This is a genomic window from Streptomyces sp. SAS_272 (genome assembly GCF_052543235.1).
Map to the genome: position 1 here is coordinate 20155 of NZ_JBMNDR010000043.1, position 15614 is coordinate 35768.

General features: G+C 73.5%; 15 protein-coding genes. 7 read left to right on the forward strand and 8 right to left on the reverse strand.

Translation table 11 applies throughout. The features are described 5' to 3' along the window. Nucleotides 1-35 precede the first annotated feature (35 nt). A complete protein-coding gene (locus tag ACN6LD_RS23535; protein WP_319197337.1) occupies nucleotides 36-1406 on the reverse strand; it encodes a glutamine synthetase family protein in 1371 nt (456 codons plus the stop codon). A 105-nt stretch (nucleotides 1407-1511) separates the two neighbouring features. Between ACN6LD_RS23535 and ACN6LD_RS23540 the strand changes: the two genes are divergently transcribed. Continuing rightward, nucleotides 1512-2246 (forward strand): FadR/GntR family transcriptional regulator, encoded by a 735-nt coding sequence (locus ACN6LD_RS23540; RefSeq protein ID WP_445044179.1) that lies wholly within the window; start codon nucleotides 1512-1514, stop codon nucleotides 2244-2246. A gap of 62 nt (nucleotides 2247-2308) precedes the next feature. Continuing rightward, nucleotides 2309-3088 carry a gamma-glutamyl-gamma-aminobutyrate hydrolase family protein gene (locus ACN6LD_RS23545; protein ID WP_319197335.1) on the forward strand — a complete coding sequence of 260 codons (780 nt, stop codon included), beginning with the start codon at nucleotides 2309-2311 and terminating at the stop codon, nucleotides 3086-3088. Between the two features lie 288 nt (nucleotides 3089-3376). Here the strand turns inward: ACN6LD_RS23545 and ACN6LD_RS23550 are convergent, their stop codons facing one another. Then, nucleotides 3377-4333, reverse strand: coding sequence for a LysR family transcriptional regulator (locus ACN6LD_RS23550; protein ID WP_319195184.1), 957 nt, complete (start codon nucleotides 4331-4333; stop codon nucleotides 3377-3379). A 70-nt stretch (nucleotides 4334-4403) separates the two neighbouring features. Here ACN6LD_RS23550 and ACN6LD_RS23555 point away from each other — a divergent pair, with 70 nt between their 5' ends. Then, entirely contained in the window at nucleotides 4404-5570 is a 1167-nt protein-coding gene (locus tag ACN6LD_RS23555; RefSeq protein WP_445044180.1) for a TDT family transporter, read from the forward strand. On the opposite strand, the gene ACN6LD_RS23560 is transcribed toward ACN6LD_RS23555, so the two are convergent. Both ACN6LD_RS23560 and ACN6LD_RS23565 read right to left on the reverse strand, forming a co-directional pair. Beyond that, on the reverse strand, nucleotides 5482-6198 hold the full coding sequence (locus ACN6LD_RS23560) for a helical backbone metal receptor (RefSeq protein WP_445044181.1): 717 nt from the start codon (nucleotides 6196-6198) through the stop codon (nucleotides 5482-5484). The genes ACN6LD_RS23555 and ACN6LD_RS23560 overlap by 89 nt on opposite strands. Further along, a complete protein-coding gene (locus ACN6LD_RS23565) occupies nucleotides 6198-6794 on the reverse strand; it encodes a helix-turn-helix domain-containing protein (protein WP_319195188.1) in 597 nt (198 codons plus the stop codon). The genes ACN6LD_RS23560 and ACN6LD_RS23565 overlap by 1 nt, the downstream gene beginning before the upstream one ends. Nucleotides 6795-7373: 579 nt before the next feature. On the opposite strand from ACN6LD_RS23565, the gene ACN6LD_RS23570 reads away from it, so the two are divergent. Together ACN6LD_RS23570 and ACN6LD_RS23575 are read left to right on the forward strand one after the other, a co-directional pair. Further along, the gene (locus ACN6LD_RS23570) at nucleotides 7374-8312 is read left to right on the forward strand and encodes a 5'-3' exonuclease (protein WP_445044197.1); all 939 of its coding nucleotides are present in this window, start codon (nucleotides 7374-7376) and stop codon (nucleotides 8310-8312) included. Nucleotides 8313-8459: 147 nt separating this feature from the next. After that, complete coding sequence (locus tag ACN6LD_RS23575; RefSeq protein WP_319195190.1) at nucleotides 8460-9305, forward strand: siderophore-interacting protein; 846 nt, start codon at nucleotides 8460-8462, stop codon at nucleotides 9303-9305. Nucleotides 9306-9419: 114 nt separating this feature from the next. Here the strand turns inward: ACN6LD_RS23575 and ACN6LD_RS23580 are convergent, their stop codons facing one another. The 3 genes from ACN6LD_RS23580 to ACN6LD_RS23590 form a co-directional block, all read right to left on the reverse strand. After that, nucleotides 9420-10196, reverse strand: coding sequence for an ABC transporter permease (locus ACN6LD_RS23580; protein ID WP_319195191.1), 777 nt, complete (start codon nucleotides 10194-10196; stop codon nucleotides 9420-9422). Beyond that, entirely contained in the window at nucleotides 10193-11221 is a 1029-nt protein-coding gene (locus tag ACN6LD_RS23585) for an ATP-binding cassette domain-containing protein (RefSeq protein ID WP_445044182.1), read from the reverse strand. Before ACN6LD_RS23585 ends, ACN6LD_RS23580 begins: the two co-directional genes overlap by 4 nt. A gap of 180 nt (nucleotides 11222-11401) precedes the next feature. Beyond that, nucleotides 11402-12022 (reverse strand): PadR family transcriptional regulator, encoded by a 621-nt coding sequence (locus ACN6LD_RS23590; RefSeq protein WP_319195203.1) that lies wholly within the window; start codon nucleotides 12020-12022, stop codon nucleotides 11402-11404. Between the two features lie 292 nt (nucleotides 12023-12314). Here ACN6LD_RS23590 and ACN6LD_RS23595 point away from each other — a divergent pair, with 292 nt between their 5' ends. Continuing rightward, nucleotides 12315-13886, forward strand: coding sequence for an amino acid permease (locus tag ACN6LD_RS23595; RefSeq protein WP_319195194.1), 1572 nt, complete (start codon nucleotides 12315-12317; stop codon nucleotides 13884-13886). Nucleotides 13887-13936: 50 nt separating this feature from the next. Here the strand turns inward: ACN6LD_RS23595 and ACN6LD_RS23600 are convergent, their stop codons facing one another. Then, entirely contained in the window at nucleotides 13937-14518 is a 582-nt protein-coding gene (locus ACN6LD_RS23600) for a GNAT family N-acetyltransferase (RefSeq protein WP_319195196.1), read from the reverse strand. A gap of 112 nt (nucleotides 14519-14630) precedes the next feature. Here ACN6LD_RS23600 and ACN6LD_RS23605 point away from each other — a divergent pair, with 112 nt between their 5' ends. Then, on the forward strand, nucleotides 14631-15605 hold the full coding sequence (locus ACN6LD_RS23605; RefSeq protein WP_445044183.1) for an RluA family pseudouridine synthase: 975 nt from the start codon (nucleotides 14631-14633) through the stop codon (nucleotides 15603-15605). Nucleotides 15606-15614: the final 9 nt, after the last annotated feature.

Consider the following 15614-nt stretch of genomic DNA (forward strand, 5'->3'; position numbering starts at 1 on the left):
GGACAGCTCGTGCGGGTGGGACAAGGCGGGACCTTTCACAGACGTTCGAAGGAGCGGCGCAGCTCCCAGTCGGTGACGGCGGCGTCGAAGGCCTCGAGCTCGACGCGTGCCATGTTGCGGTAGTGGGCGACGACCTCCTCGCCGAAGGCGGCCAGCGCGATCGGGCTGGCCGACCAGAGCTCGGCGGCCTCGCGGAGCGTGGTGGGGACGTGCGCGTAGTCGCCGGCGTAGGCGTTGCCCGCGCAGGCCTCGGGCAGCTCCAGCTTGTGCTCGATGCCGTACAGCCCGGCCGCCACCAGACCGGCGACGGCGAGGTGCGGGTTCACGTCGCCGCCGGGCAGGCGGTTCTCGAAGCGCGTCGAGCGGCCGTGGCCGACGACCCGCAGCGCGCAGGTGCGGTTGTCGTGCCCCCAGGCGACGGCGGTCGGGGCGAAGGAGCCCGGCTGGAACCGCTTGTAGGAGTTGATGTTGGGGGCGTAGAGCAGGGAGAAGTCGCGCAGGGCGGCCAGCTGTCCGGCGAGGAAGTGCCGCATGACCGCGGACATGCCGTCCGGGTCGTCGGCCGTGCCCGCCATCACGTTGACGCCGTCCGCGTCGGTGAGCGAGAGATGGATGTGGCAGGAGTTGCCCTCGCGCTCGTTGTACTTGGCCATGAAGGTGAGGGACACGCCCTCCTGGGCGGCGATCTCCTTGGCGCCGGTCTTGTAGACGGCGTGCTGGTCGCAGGTGATCAGGGCCTCGTCGTAGCGGAACGCGATCTCGTGCTGGCCGGGATTGCACTCGCCCTTGGCGGACTCGACGGTGAGGCCGGCGCCGGCCATCTCGTTGCGGATGCGGCGCAGCAGCGGCTCGATGCGACCGGTGCCGAGGACCGAGTAGTCGATGTTGTACTGGTTGGCCGGGGTGAGCCCGCGGTAGTTCGCGTCCCAGGCGGCCTCGTAGCTGTCCTTGAAGACGATGAACTCCAGCTCGGTGCCGACCTGGGCGGTGAAGCCGTGCTCGGCGAGACGTTCCAGCTGGCGGCGCAGGATCTGGCGCGGGGCGGCGACCACCGGCGAGCCGTCGTTCCAGGCGAGGTCGGCGATCAGCATGGCGGTGCCGGCGTTCCAGGGCACGCGGCGCAGGGTGGCCAGGTCCGGGTGCATCGCGAAGTCGCCGTAGCCGCGCTCCCAGGACGACATGGCGTATCCGTCGACGGTGTTCATCTCCGTGTCGACGGCGAGGAGGTAGTTGCAGCCCTCGGTGCCGTGCCGGAGCACCTCGTCGAGGAAGAAGCCGGCGGCGAACCGTTTGCCCTGCAGGCGCCCCTGCATGTCGGGGAAGGCGAGGACGACGGTGTCGATCTCACCGCTCGCCACGAGGGCGCGCAGCTCCTCGACGCCGAGCGGGGGTGTGCGGTCTGCCACGGGAAGGGCCTCCTTCGGCTTCCCCGGCTCCCTCGTCTTCTTCGGGCGGGCCGGGAGCCATAAGGTATTGCGGAGAACCATTGCTTGGGAAGGGGGCGCGGCCTGATGTCGGTGAACGCTGACGGTGTACCGGACGACCGGCTGACGCCGGTGCTGCGGCCGGTGCGGGCCGGAAACGGCTTCGAGGAGGCGCTGGAGCAGATCCTGCAGGTCGTACGACTGGGTCTGGTCCCCGGGGGCGAGCGGCTGCCGGCCGAGCGCGATCTCGCGGAGCGGCTCGGGATCAGCCGGGTGACGCTGCGCGAGGTGCTGAAGGTCCTGCAGGACCAGGGGCTGGTCGAGTCCCGTCGGGGCCGGTACGGCGGAACGTTCGTCCTGCCGCGCACGGACGCCGGCGGCGAGGACGAGCTGAGGCGGCGGATCGCGGAGACCGACGTGGAGGACGTGCTGCGGTTCCGGGAGGTGCTGGAGGCGGGCGCGGCGGGTCTGTGCGCGTCGCACGGTCTGACGGACGAGCAGGGGCACCGGCTGCGCGAGGCCCTCGCCGCCACCGGGAACGCTCCGCCGGCCGACTACCGCCGACTCGACACGATGCTCCATCTGACCCTCGCCGAGCTGTGCGGCTCACCCTCGCTGACGGCGCGGTACGCGGCCGTGCGGGCCACGGTGAACGACCTGCTCGACTGCATCCCGCTGCTCGTGCGCAACCTGGAACACTCGCAGCGACAGCACACCGCGCTGGTGGCGGCGGTGCTGGACAGGGACGCGGACGGCGCGCGGGCGATCATGCGGGAGCACTGCGCGGGGACGGCGGCCCTGCTCAGGGGCTTCCTGACCTGAAGCGCGACGGACGGTCAGCAAAGGTTCGAGCGATGTCCATTGAAGGTCGGCCGGGAGGACAGATGACGGTGACGGGTCACGGCGCGGAGTCGCCGGACGGGTCGGGCGGGTCTGACGCGCCGAGCACGTCGAGCACGTCGGGCGGGTCGGGCGGCAGGCCGTTGATCGGCGTCAGCACGTATCTGGAGCCCGGCACGCGCTGGCGTGTGTGGGAGCTGGAGGCGGCGCTGCTGCCCGCGGCGTATCCGAGGCTCGTCCAGCGGGCCGGCGGGCTGGCCGTGATGCTCCCGCCGGACGCGCCCGAACACGCGGCGGCGGCCGTGGCCCGCCTCGACGGCCTGGTCATCGCCGGCGGCCCGGACGTCGACCCGGCCCGTTACGGGGCCGAGCGCGATCCCCGCACCGGTCCGCCGGCTCCCGAACGGGACGCGTGGGAGCTGGCCCTGATCGAGGCGGCGCTGGCGGCGGACCTCCCGCTGCTGGGCATCTGCCGCGGCATGCAACTGCTCAACGTCGCGCTCGGCGGCACGCTGATCCAGCACCTCGACGGGCACGCCGAGGCCGAGGGCGTCTTCGGCGGTCACCCGGTCGAGGCGGTGCCGGGGAGCCTGTACGGCGGGATCGTCGACGCGCGGGCTCTGGTGCCGACCTACCACCATCAGGCGGTGGACCGCCTGGGCGCGGGCCTCGTGCCGTCGGCCCACGCGGCCGACGGCACCGTGGAGGCCGTCGAACTGCCCTGCGCCGGATGGGTCCTCGGGGTGCAGTGGCATCCGGAGATGGGCGAGGACGTGCGGGTCGTACGCGCCCTCGTGAAGGCGGCGTCCCGCCCCGCGGCCTGAGCCCGCGCTCCCGCCCCACGGGGAGCCCCCGGCCCGCCCCTCCCTCCTCCCGCCCGGCGGACGCCCGCGCATCCCCGGCGACGGCTCACGCGTCGCTCCCGCCGACGAACGCCCGGCACGCAGATGTCTCCCCCGCCCCCGCATGCGAACGCCCCGCACGCAGGCGTCCCCGCCACGAGCACACGAACGCCCCGCATGCGAACGCCCCGCACGCAGGCGTCCCCGCCCCCGCACGCGGACGTCCCCGCCCACGACGGCCTCACACGTGGACGTCCCGTCGCCGGGCCGTCAGCCTCGCGTGAGGGACAGCAGTTCGCGGGCCGGGCCGGTGGGGCGGTGGCCCGTCGGCCAGACGGCCCTGAGGTCCCGGGCCAGGGAGACTCCCTCGACCGGGATGCCGACGAGCCGGCGCAGCGCCAGCTCCTCGCCGACCGCCAGCTCGGAGAGGACCGCCGGCCCCGCCCCGCTCACCACGGCCGCCTTCACCGCCGTCGTCGAGGACAGCTCGATCAGCGGGCGGGCCAGACCGCCGAGGGCCGTGTCGAGGACCTGACGGGTCCCGGAGCCCTTCTCCCGCTGGATCAGCGGCGTCGACGCCAGTTCGGCGGCGGGAAGCGGGCGCCGGCGGCGGGCCCACGGGTGCGCGGGCGCCACGACCACGATGAGGCGGTCATGGGCTATCACGGCGGAGTCCAGACCGGGCGGGACGGTGAGGCCCTCCACGAAACCCAGATCCGCCTCCCCGGCCAGCAGCCGTTCGGCGACGGCAGCCGAGTTGCCCGCGAGCAGGGACACCGCGGTGTCCGGCCGGCCGGCGCGCAGGGCGAGCAGCCAGCCGGGCAGCAGATACTCGGCGATGGTCATGCTGGCGGCCACCCGCAGCCGTGAGTCACGGCGGTCGCGCAGCGCCTGCGCGCCCGCGTCGAAGGCCTCCGCCGCCTCGACGATCCGTCGCGCCCAGTCCGTCACCAGCGCGCCCGCGTCCGTCAGGCGGGAGCCGCGGGGCGACCGGTCCACCAGGGCCACGCCCAACTGACGTTCCATGGAGCGGATCCGGCTGCTCGCGGCGGGCTGGGTGATGCCGAGCTCACGCGCGGCCGCGCCGAGGCTGCCCAGCCGGGCCACCGCCAGAAGCAGCTCCAACGCGCCCAGGTCCGGAACGCGGTGCGCGATCGAACCGCCGCCCGGCCCCTGTTCCTGCGTGTCCCGTTGCTGCGCGTCCCGCGCTCCCGCCGCACTCCCCATAAGCCCAGCTTATGCCCCCATAGAGTCATCGTCCCTGGTGGCGGATGCCCGGCCGGGCGACCGTGGAGTCATGGTCACCGCCGCCCAGCCCCTGTTCGCCCTCTCCCGTCCGCGCGCCCGAGCCGTCCGTCACCTCGGACCTCAGTGGTACGCCACGGTCATGGGCACCGCGATCCTCGGCACGGCGGGCGCCGCGCTTCCCGTCCGGCCGCCCGGGCTGCGGCCGCTCTGCACGGCGTTCTGGGCGCTCTCCCTGGTGCTCCTGCTGGTCCTGCTCGCCGCCCGCGCGCTGCACTGGCGGCACCACCGCGACCAGGCCCGCGCCCATCTCCTCGACCCGGCGACGGCGCCGTTCTACGGCTGTCTCGCGATGGCGCTGCTCGCCGTCGGGGGCGGCGCGCTCACCGTCGGCCGGCACTGGATCGGCACGCCGGCCGCGGTCGCCCTCGACGCCGTGCTCTTCACCGTGGGCACGGCCGTCGCGCTCGCCGCCGCCGTGGCCGTCCCGTACCTGATGGCCGTACGCCACCGGGTGGAGACCTCCCAGGCCACGCCGGTGTGGCTGCTGCCGCTGGTCGCGCCCATGGTGTCCGCCGCGGTGGGCCCGTCGCTGGCGCCCCACCTGCCCGCCGGGCAGCCGCGGGAGACGCTGCTGCTCGCATGCGTCGCGCTGTTCGGACTGAGTCTGCTCGGCACGTTCGTCATGCTGCCGCTGGTGTTCGCGCGGCTGGTGACCGGCGGGCCGCTGCCGCTCGCCTCGACCCCGACCCTGTTCCTGGTCCTCGGCCCCCTCGGACAGTCCACCACGGCCGTCGCACGGTTCGCGGAGATCGCTCCAGGGGTCCTGCCCGGCCCGGAAGGCCGCGGTCTCGCCGCGCTCGCCGTGCTGTACGGGGCGCCCGTCATGGGGTTCGCGCTGCTCTGGCTCTGCCTGGCCGCGACGCACGTGGTGCGCGCCCGCCGGCACGGGATGGGCTTCGCGATGACGTGGTGGGCGTTCACCTTCCCGGTCGGCACATGTGTGACCGGGGCCGCGGCGCTGGCCCGGCACACCGGGCTCGTCGTCTACGACCTGCTCGCCTGCGCGCTGTACGTCGCCCTGGCGGCCGCCTGGGGGGTGGCCGCGTCGCACACCGTCCGCGGGCTGCTCAGCGGCCGGCTGCTCGCAGCGCCCCGCCCAGCACCCGCGGCGCCTCGGCCAGTGACGGCCCGTACCACGTCAGGTGCCGTCCGCTGACCAGCGCGCAGGGCAGGCCGGGAAAGGCCTCCGGGCCGTCGTCGGCGGTGAAGCGGTAGGGCTCGTCCGGCAGGACGACCAGGTCCGGGCCGACGGCGAGCAGGTCCTCGACCGCCATCCGCGGGTAGCGCTCGGCGTGCCCGGAGTACACCTGGTGGACGCCCAGACGGGCCAGCACGTCCCCGGCGAAGGTGTCGCGGCCCAGGACCGTCCACGGGCGGCGCCAGACCGGCACGACGGCCGTCCGGCGGGCGGGCGACGCGGGAGCCGCCCACGCCTCCTCCGCCTCGGCGAGCCACTGCGGCCGCGCGGGTGCTCCGCATGCCCGGAGCACCCGTGACAGCTCCCGGAAGGCCTGCGCGACGTCGCGGACCTCCGTCACCAGCACGTCGAGACCCGCCGCGCGCAGCGCCGCGATGTCGGGCGCGCGGTTCTCCTCCTCGTTGGCGATCACGAGGTCGGGGGCGAGCGCGACGACGCGTCCCACGTCGGGGTTCTTGGTGCCGCCGATCCGGGCGACGTCCAGGCCGGCCGGGTGGGAGCACCAGTTCGTGGCGCCGACCAGGACGCCGGGCGCGGACGCGGCCACCGCCTCGGTCAGCGACGGCACCAGTGAGACGACCCGCACTAGCGTTTCCGGCCCCGGTCCCGGTCCCGTACGGCCTCGATGTGCTCGGCCACCGCGACGACGACCACCCGGGTGTCCGGCACCGTGGCCCGCCAGCGGTGGCGGACCCCGCCGGTGAGGTACAGGGTGTCGCCGCGGCCCAGCCGGTAGGCACGCCCCTCCGCCTCGATCTCCACCGCGCCGTCGGCGACGTACATCAGCTGGTCGTTGCGGTACTGGAACTCGCGGCCCGCGTCATGGTCGCCGGTGAACTCGGAGGCGTGCATCTGGTGGTGCCCGCGGACCAGGGAACGCGAGCGCGGCTCCGGACCGGGCCCGGCGCCCGTGTCCGGCTCGGCGATCTCGGCGCGGACCACGTCGACGCTGCAGGCGGGGTCGGCGGCGGCCAGGAGTTCCACGGCGGTGGTGCGCAGGGCGTCGGCGACCTTCTCCAGGGAGCTGGTGCTGGGCCGCGCCCGGTCGTTCTCGATCTGGCTCAGGAACGGGACGGAGAGGCCGCTGCGCTCGGCCACGACGGCGAGGGTGAGCTCCAGGGAGCGGCGCCGGCGCCGCACGGCCGCGCCCACCCGCAGGGGCTGTTCTTTGTGGTCGCCCATCGCTCCGGCTCCCTCCTTCGCTCGTCGGTGCCGTGTGTCCTCGGACACGTCCTCTGATGAGTTCTCTGCACCCTACGCATGTTCGGCAAACCGTTTCACGGGCCTGTCACATCGACGACACCCGGCGTGACGTCGGACCTCACAGTTCACGCCAGCCGACGGGACCGCGCAGACCCCGGCGGGAGGCGCGCCCCACGGCCTACCGGTTCAATGCGCGGACGGCCGCCCGTGTTCCCGCTCGTCCCCGGCCCTCGGGAGAGCCCGGTCCGGGTCTGAGCGTAGCGCTCTGTGGTTGGCCGGATCCATGCTGTGGACGAGTATCGTCCGCGCCTCCACCACGACACGAGGGGCGGGCCCGGCCGGCCGCCGTGGAGGGCGTACGTCGGCCCGCCCCTCGCAGGGCGGTCGCGGTGCTGTCAGGTCACCGCGCCGCCCGGCTTTCCTGCCCCGGATCGGCCGTCGGTACCCACGCGTCGGCCGGGCCGCGATTCCTCTGCGGCCGGGTGGCTGCCGCGTCCTGCCACGCGGCGGCGGCCTCGCCCCGGTCGTCGGCGGTCGGTGGGGCGTCCGTGCGGCATGATGCGTGGCGTGACCGGACGACTGATGCTTCTCGACACCGCCTCGCTGTACTTCCGCGCCTACTTCGGCGTCCCGGACTCTGTGCGGGCGCCTGACGGCACCCCCGTGAACGCGGTGCGCGGACTGCTGGAGTTCATCGACCGGCTGGTGAAGGACCACCGGCCCGACGACCTCGTCGCCTGCATGGACGCCGACTGGCGGCCCCAGTGGCGGGTCGACCTCATCCCGTCCTACAAGGCGCACCGCGTCGCCGAGGTCCGCGAGAGCGGACCGGACGAGGAGGAGGTGCCGGACACCCTCTCGCCCCAGGTACCGATCATCGAGGCCGTCCTGGACGCGCTCGGCATCGCGCGCGTGGGCGTCGCGGGGTACGAGGCGGACGACGTGATCGGCACGTTCACCGGGCGGGCGAAGGGCCCGGTCGACATCGTCACCGGCGACCGCGACCTCTACCAACTCGTGGACGACGCACGCGGGGTGCGGGTCCTGTACCCGCTGAAGGGCGTCGGCTCGCTGCAGCTGACGGACGAGGCGTGGCTGCGCGAGAAGTACGGGGTCGACGGGCGCGGGTACGCGGACCTGGCCCTGCTGCGCGGCGACCCCAGCGACGGCCTGCCGGGTGTGCCGGGCATCGGGGAGAAGACCGCGGCCAAGCTGCTGACGGAGTTCGGCGATCTGGCCGGGATCATGGCGGCGGTCGACGACCCGAAGGCGAAGCTGACGCCGTCGCAGCGCAGGCGGCTGGACGAGTCGCGGCCGTACGTCGCCGTCGCGCCCAAGGTGGTCAAGGTCGCCGACGACGTGCCGCTGCCCGAGGTGAGCACCGCTCTCCCCCACGCGCCTCGGGACGGGGAGACGCTGGAGGCGCTGGCGGCACGCTGGGGTCTCGGCGGGTCGCTGCAGCGGCTGCTGACGACGTTGGGCGCACGGCACGCGTAGGCGTCGCCTCCGCACCGGGGCACGCCCTGCCCGGTCCGACGGGCCCGCTCGCGGAAGAGGCGCCGAGAGGACACCCGACCTGACGGCGTCCCCAGAGGAGAGATGCTAACTTAGGTTTACCTAAGCAAGGATGACTGGGAGGCCGTCATGGCAGAACGTCCGGCACGGAAGCCGCGGAAGCCCCACTCCGCGCAGGTCGTCCGCACCGAACGGCTCACCCCGCACATGCAGCGCGTCGTGCTGGGCGGCGAGGGGCTCGCGGAGTTCGCCACGGGCGCCTGCACCGACCATTACGTCAAACTCCTCTTCGGCCCCGAGGGCGTCGACTACCCGGAGCCCTTCGACCTGGAGCGCGTCCGGGCCGAGTTCCCCCGCGACCAGTGGCCCGTGACCCGCACGTACACGGTGCGCCACTGGAACGCCGAACACCGCGAGCTGACCCTCGACTTCGTCCTCCACGGCGACGAGGGCCTGGCCGGGCCGTGGGCCGCGCGCGTGCAGCCCGGCGAGACCGTCCGGTTCCTGGGCCCCGGCGGCGCGTACGCCCCCGACCCCTCCGCCGACTGGCATCTGCTGGCCGGCGACGAGAGCGCCCTGCCCGCCATCGCGGCCGCCCTGGAGTCGCTGCCCGCCGGCGCCGTCGCCCACGCCTTCATCGAGGTGACCGGCCCCGAGGAGGAGCAGAAGATCGACTCCGACGTCGAGGTCGTCTGGCTGCACCGCGGCGAGCGGCCGGTCGGCGAGAAACTCGTCGAGGCCGTGCGGGCGCTCGAGTTCCCCGCGGGCCGCCCGCATGTGTTCGTGCACGGCGAGGCGGCCGGCGTGAAGGAGCTGCGCAGGCTGCTGCGCGTCGAGTTGCAGCTCCCGCGTGAGGACCTGTCGATCTCCGGCTACTGGCGGCTCGGTCACAACGAGGACGGCTGGCAGGCCGCGAAGCGCGAGTGGAACGCGCGCGTGGAGGCGGAGCAGGAGGGCGCGAACCCGGCCGCGTGAACCGGCGCGAGCGTGCCCGGCCGCACGGACCGGGCGGACACGGCCCGCCCGCTGGAGCGGGCCGCCCGACACCTCGTGGCCGCCGCGCTCCGGCGCCCGCCCGCCGGCCCGTCGCTATACCGACCGCTGGTACGACCTGAACGTCCGTATGGACAGCCACACGGCCGCCACCGCGAGCGCGAGCAGCCCCCCGACGCGGACGAGCACCGCGCCCAGGTCGGGATCGGCGGACAGCGCCGAACGGCCCGCGACCATCGCCCAGTCCAAGGGGTTGAAGCGGGCGGCCTCCCGGATCCAGCCGGGCATCCGGTCCGGCGCCATGAACGCGCTGGAGAGGAAGGTCAGCGGCAGCAGCAGGAACGTGTTGACGCCGATGATCGACTCCCGCTCCCGCACCAGCATGCCCAGCGCGTTGGACAGCGCCCCGAAGACCGTGCCCAGCAGCACCGAGGCGACGACCAGGACGACGACGCCCACGAAGCCGCCCGGGTAGTCCGCTCCGCCCGCCAGACCGAGCAGCACGATGACGACCGACTGGAGCGCGGTGACGATGCCGTTGTGGACGACGTTGCCGTTCATCAACGCGGCCCGGCTGGCCGGGGTGGTCAGGAAGCGGTTGAGCGTGCCGCGCTGGATCTCCTCCAACGTGCCCATGCCCGCCCACAGGTTGGAGGCGAGCGCGCTCATCACCACGACGCCCGGCACCAGGTAGTCCAGATAGGAGCCGGTGCCGAAACCACCCAGCTCGACGACGTTCCTGAAGAGACTGCCGAAGAGGAACAGCCAGATCACCGGCTGGATCAGCGTGATCACGGCGTACGCGGGCTGACGGGCGAACACCATCAGCTGACGTTGCGTCATCCACCAGGTCTGCACGATCGTCGTGCTCATCGGGCGCCCCCGGCCAGGACGAGCGGGTCGGCCGAGCCGGCGTCGCCGCCGGCTTGCGCCTCGGCGTAACGGCGGCCCGCGTAGCGCAGGTAGACGTCGTCGAGGGACGGGCGGGACACGGTCGCGCCGACGACGGCGACCCCGGCCCGCTCCAGCGCACCGAGCAGCACGGGCACCGCCGCGGCGCCGTCCTGCGCGCGCACGCTCACCGTCCTTCCCTCGCACACCACCTCATGTACGCCGGGCAGTCCGCCGAGGGCGCCCTGCAGCAGCGCGCGACCGCCGTCCCCGAGTTCGCCGCGCAACCGCACGTGCACGGCGTCGCCGCGGAGTTCACCCTTGAGGGCCTCCGGGGCGCCCGTGACGACGATCCGGCCGCGGTCGACGATCGCGACCCGTTCGGCGAGCCGGTCGGCCTCCTCCAGGTAGTGGGTGGTGAGCAGGATGGTCAGCCCCTCCTCGCCGGCCAGCCGGCCGATCTCGTCCCACATGGCGCCGCGGGACTCCGGGTCCAGGCCGGTGGTCGGCTCGTCGAGGAACAGCACCTCGGGCCGGTGCACCAGGCCGAGGGCCACGTCGAGCCGGCGCCGCATGCCGCCGGAGTAGCCCTTGACCGGGCGACGGGCGGCGTCGGTGAGCGCGAACCGCTCGAGCAGTTCGTCGACCCGGCGGTCCAGGGCGGCGCCCTTCAGCCCGTAGAGCCTCCCTTGGAGGCGGAGGTTGTCGCGGCCGCCGGCGACCGGGTCGGCGCCGGAGTTCTGCGCGACCACGCCGATCGCCCGGCGCACCCGGTCCGGGTGGCGCAGCACGTCGTGGCCGGCCACGGTGGCCGAGCCCGAGTCGGGGCGGGCGAGCGTGGTGAGGATCTTGACGGTGGTGGACTTGCCGGCGCCGTTGGGGCCGAGCAGCCCGAAGACGGTGCCGGACTCCACGGTGACGTCGAGGCCGTCCAGCGCGGTGACACCGCCCGGGTAGGTCTTGACGAGTCGACGCGCCTGCACTGCGGGCGCACGGGTAGCACTCATGACGATGCTCTCCTGGGTGAGCGGATGTGAGCGGACATGGCTCGCTGATCCGCCGGAGAAGCGCCGGGCTATCCTGGGTGTGCCGCACCTCGATCGCCTGGAACTGCCTCTCGGCGGGTTCAGCTCGGGGTTCGAGACCCCGGCGGGCCTGCTGCAACAGGCCTTCCGGGGTCTGCTCTCTCATGGTCTGGACTCGGTCGGCTCCTCCGTTTCGTGGAACCGCCGCCACTCGTCGACGCCGGGCAGCGAACCCTTGCTCAGCTCCTCGAGGAAGCCGCCGACCCACTCCGCCTGCGCCTGGATCATGTGCAGCTGGTACTCGACCTCCACGAGGAAGAGCCGCGGCACCGTCTCCGACACCTTCGCCAGCGCGCCGCGTCCGCTCGCCAACTGCACCTCGAGCGAGCTCAGCCGGGTCTTCAGCAGCCTCTCCACCTCGTCCGGCGGCAGCGCCGCCATCAGCGACAGGGCCGTCTCGAAGATCGGGTACTCCTTGGCGGGGACGGCGAGCAGGTCGGACAGCCACTCGGCCATCTCCTCCCGCCCGGCCCCGGTGAGTCCGTACACCGTGCGCTCGGGGCGGTTGCCCTGGCGCTCGACGCCGGTCACCTCGACGAGGCCGTGCTTCTCGAGGTTCTGCACGACCGTGTAGAGCGAGCCGTAGTTGGTCTTCGTGCTGGTGTCCTTGCCCTGACTGCGCAGGGTCTGGGCGATCTCGTAGGGGTGCATCGGCTTCTGCAGAAGCGTCGTCAGCACGGCGAGCGCCAACGGGTTGCCGAGCTTGCGGCGCCTGCCCGCCACGGCGATCACCTCCCTCTCCCCCGGCCGATCGGCCTCGGGCCTTCGCTCACGGCTTCGGCCACGCGGTCACGGCATCGGCCATGACCCTCGACCACGAATATCCGTAGCCGAACATATCGTGTTTCGGGCAGGCCCACAAGAGACGCGATGTAACGCGATCGAGTGAGGCCGGAGCGACGTGAGGACTTGGGCCCGCTCCGGACACGCCCGCGTGACGCGCACGAAACAGCCCGTCCCTAATTTCTGTCGCCCGACAGGAATTCCGTTCCCTGGGCCCAAGGCAGGTTCCGCCGTGACGACGACCCCGACTTCCACCGACGTACGTCCCGACCCGCCGCACCACCCCGACGTGGGCGACGGATCGCTCGCCGAGTTCGGCTACCGCCAGGAACTGCATCGCAGCCTGGGCCGGTACGCCTCGTTCGCCGCCGGGTTCTCCTTCATCTCCGTCCTGACGACCGTCTTCCAGTTCTTCGCCTTCGGGTACGCCTTCGGCGGCCCGGTCTTCTTCTGGGCGTGGCCGGTCGTGCTGGCCGGACAGCTGCTGGTCGCCGCGTGCTTCGCGGAACTGGCGGCGCGCTACCCGATCTCCGGCGCGATCTACCAGTGGTCGTCACGGCTGTCGACGCCGTCGTTCGGCTGGTTCGCGGGCTGGATCATGGTGATCGGCCAGATCGTGGTGGTCGCGGCTGCGGCCCTCGCGCTGCAGATGGTCCTGCCCGCGATCTGGTCCGGTTTCCAGCTGATCGGCGACGACCCGGCGCCCACCTCCCCCGACGGCGCGGCCAACGCCGCCCTGCTCGGCGTGGTCCTGCTGGTGCTGACCACGCTCGTCAACGTCCTGGACAACCGGGTGATGTCCCTGGTCAACCGGGTCGGCGTGACCGCAGAGATCATCGGCGCGGTCCTCATCGTCGTCCTGCTGCTGACCCACTCCGAGCGGACCCCCGGCATCACCTTCCACACCACGGGCGCGGCCCAGTCCGGGCTGTTCGGGGCGCTCGCGGTGGGCTCGTTCACGGCCGCCTACGTGATGATCGGCTTCGACAGCGCGGGCGAGATGAGCGAGGAGACCCACCACCCCCGGCGTACCGCGCCCCGCACGATCCTCACCGCACTCGGCGCGGCAGGACTGCTCGGCGGACTCATCGTGCTCGGCGGACTGCTGGCCGCGCCCAGCCTCAGCGACGGCCGCCTCGGCGTCGACGGGCTCAGCTACGTCCTCACCAGCAGCCTCGGCGACGGCGTCGGCAAGGTGCTGCTGGCCGACGTGGTGGTGGCGATCGCGGTGGCCACGCTCGCCATCCAGACCGCGGCCTGCCGCATGCTGTTCTCCATGGCCCGCGACGGCCAACTGCCTCTCTCCGCCCGCCTCTCGCGCGTGAACCCCCGCACCGGCATGCCGAGCGCCCCCGCCCTGGTCGTCGGCGTCCTCGCCGCCGCCCTGCTGCTGCTCAACTTCGCGTCTCCGGACGCCTTCCTGGCCATCGGCACCACCTGCATCGTGATGCTGTACCTGGCGTACGCGATGGTCACCGGGCCGCTGCTGGTCCGCAGACTGCGGGGCGGATTCTCCTCGGCCGGCACGGACGAGACGGGCGCCCCGCTGTTCTCCCTGGGCCGCTGGGGCGTCCCGGTGAACGCCCTCGCGCTCCTGTACGGCCTGCTGATGACGGTCAATCTGGCCTGGCCGCGGGCCGCGGTGTACGACCCGGCGGGCGGGCACTGGTACTTCCAGTGGTTCACCGTGCTCTTCCTGACCGCGACGGTCGCGGCGGGCGTCGCCTTCCGCGCGTACCGCGGCCGCACGACCGGCCCGGCGACCGCGCTCCCGGAGACGGAGGCGGTCCGAGGACACGCTTAGCCCGAGGACGCCCCCAGGGCGTGCACGCGTGCGTGCGGGGCGGCCGAGAGTCAGTCGCCCTGTACGCGCGCGTGCAGGTGCATGTCGTGCCAGCCGTCCTGGTGGAGTGCCGCACTGCGCCTGGTGCCCTCCAGGGCGAAGCCCGCCTTGCCGGCGACCCGGCAGGAGGCCTCGTTGGCGGTGGCGTGCATCAGCTCCAGGCGGTGGAAGCCGATCTCGTCGAAGGCCCACCGGGTGAGGGCGGTCGTGGCGCGTGGCGCGACCCCCCTGCCGCGGGCCGTCCTGGTCGTCCAGTAGGCGACCTCGGCCACGCCCTCGGCCAGCTGGACGCCGCGCAGCGCCACGCGGCCCAGCAGGTCGTCGGTGTGCGCGTCGACGACGGCCCACTGGGCGTTGCGCTCCTGCTGCCAGCACGCCCGCCACTCCTCGATCCAGCCCGCCACCTCCTCCTCGGAGTCGGCGGCCCGGATGTGCCACTGGTGCATCGCCGGGTCCTGGAAGGCGGCGTGGACGGCCGGCGCGTCGCCGGCCCGCCAGGGGCGCAGCAGCAGGCCGTCGCCGGTGCGGAGCTCGGGCTGCGGGGCGTCCGCGAGGGTACCGGCGGGCAGGACGGGGTCGGCGGTGTAGGGCATGATCGGCATCCTGCCAAGAAGCCGCTGGACGTCAACCGGATTTCCCCGTCACCGCACGGCGCCGGACCCGGGCTCCCGCAGGGCCCCTCCCCGCGCCGTACGCTGGACCCCGATGAGACGCCGCACCCCTCCCCCGCCCTCCCCCCTGCCGCAGCGCGACGGGATCGACCCGGTGCGGGTGCGGCTGCCCGGCGAGGGCGCCTGGGCCACCGTCCGGGAGCACCTGGTGGAGCGGCTCGGCGAGGCGCGCGCGCCGATCGTGGACGGAATGCTCGCGGCCGGCCTGGTGGTCGGCGCCGACGGGACGCCGATCGCCCCCGACGCGCCGTACGTGCCGGGCATGTTCGTGTGGTTCCACCGCGAGCTGCCGGCCGAGACGCCCGTGCCGTTCCCGCTGGAGATCGTGTACCGCGACGAGCACATCGTCGTCGTCGACAAGCCGCACTTCCTGGCCACCACCCCGCGCGGCAGCCATGTCACGGAGACCGCGCTGGCCCGGCTGCGGCGGGAGCTGGGCCTTCCCGCGCTCGGCGCCGCGCACCGCCTGGACCGGCTCACGGCCGGACTGGTGCTGTTCACGGTGCGGCCGCAGGAACGGGGCGCCTATCAGGGGCTGTTCCGTGAGCGCCGGGTGCGCAAGGTGTACGAGGCCGTCGCGCCGTACGACCCCGCTCTCGTCCTGCCCCGCACGGTGCGCAGCCGGATCGTCAAGGAGCGCGGGGTCCTGGCCGCCTACGAGGTGGCGGGCGAGCCGAACGCGGTGACCCGCGTGGAACTGCTCGAGCACAGCGCCGCCCGGGAGCTCGGCCGCTACCGACTGCTGCCCGCGACGGGGCAGACGCACCAGCTGCGCGTCCATCTGAACGCCCTCGGCGTGCCGATCCTCGGGGATCCGCTCTACCCCGAGGTGGCCGCCCCCGTGCCGGCCGGCGACTTCCGGCGCCCGCTCCAACTGCTCGCGCGGGAACTGGAGTTCACCGATCCGGTCACGGGGACGGAGCACCGGCTGCGCAGCGGACGCATGCTGCAGGCCTGGGCGTCGTACGACCGCTGGGCCGACGCCGCACAGCCGGAAACCGCTCGGTAGGCGGTTACG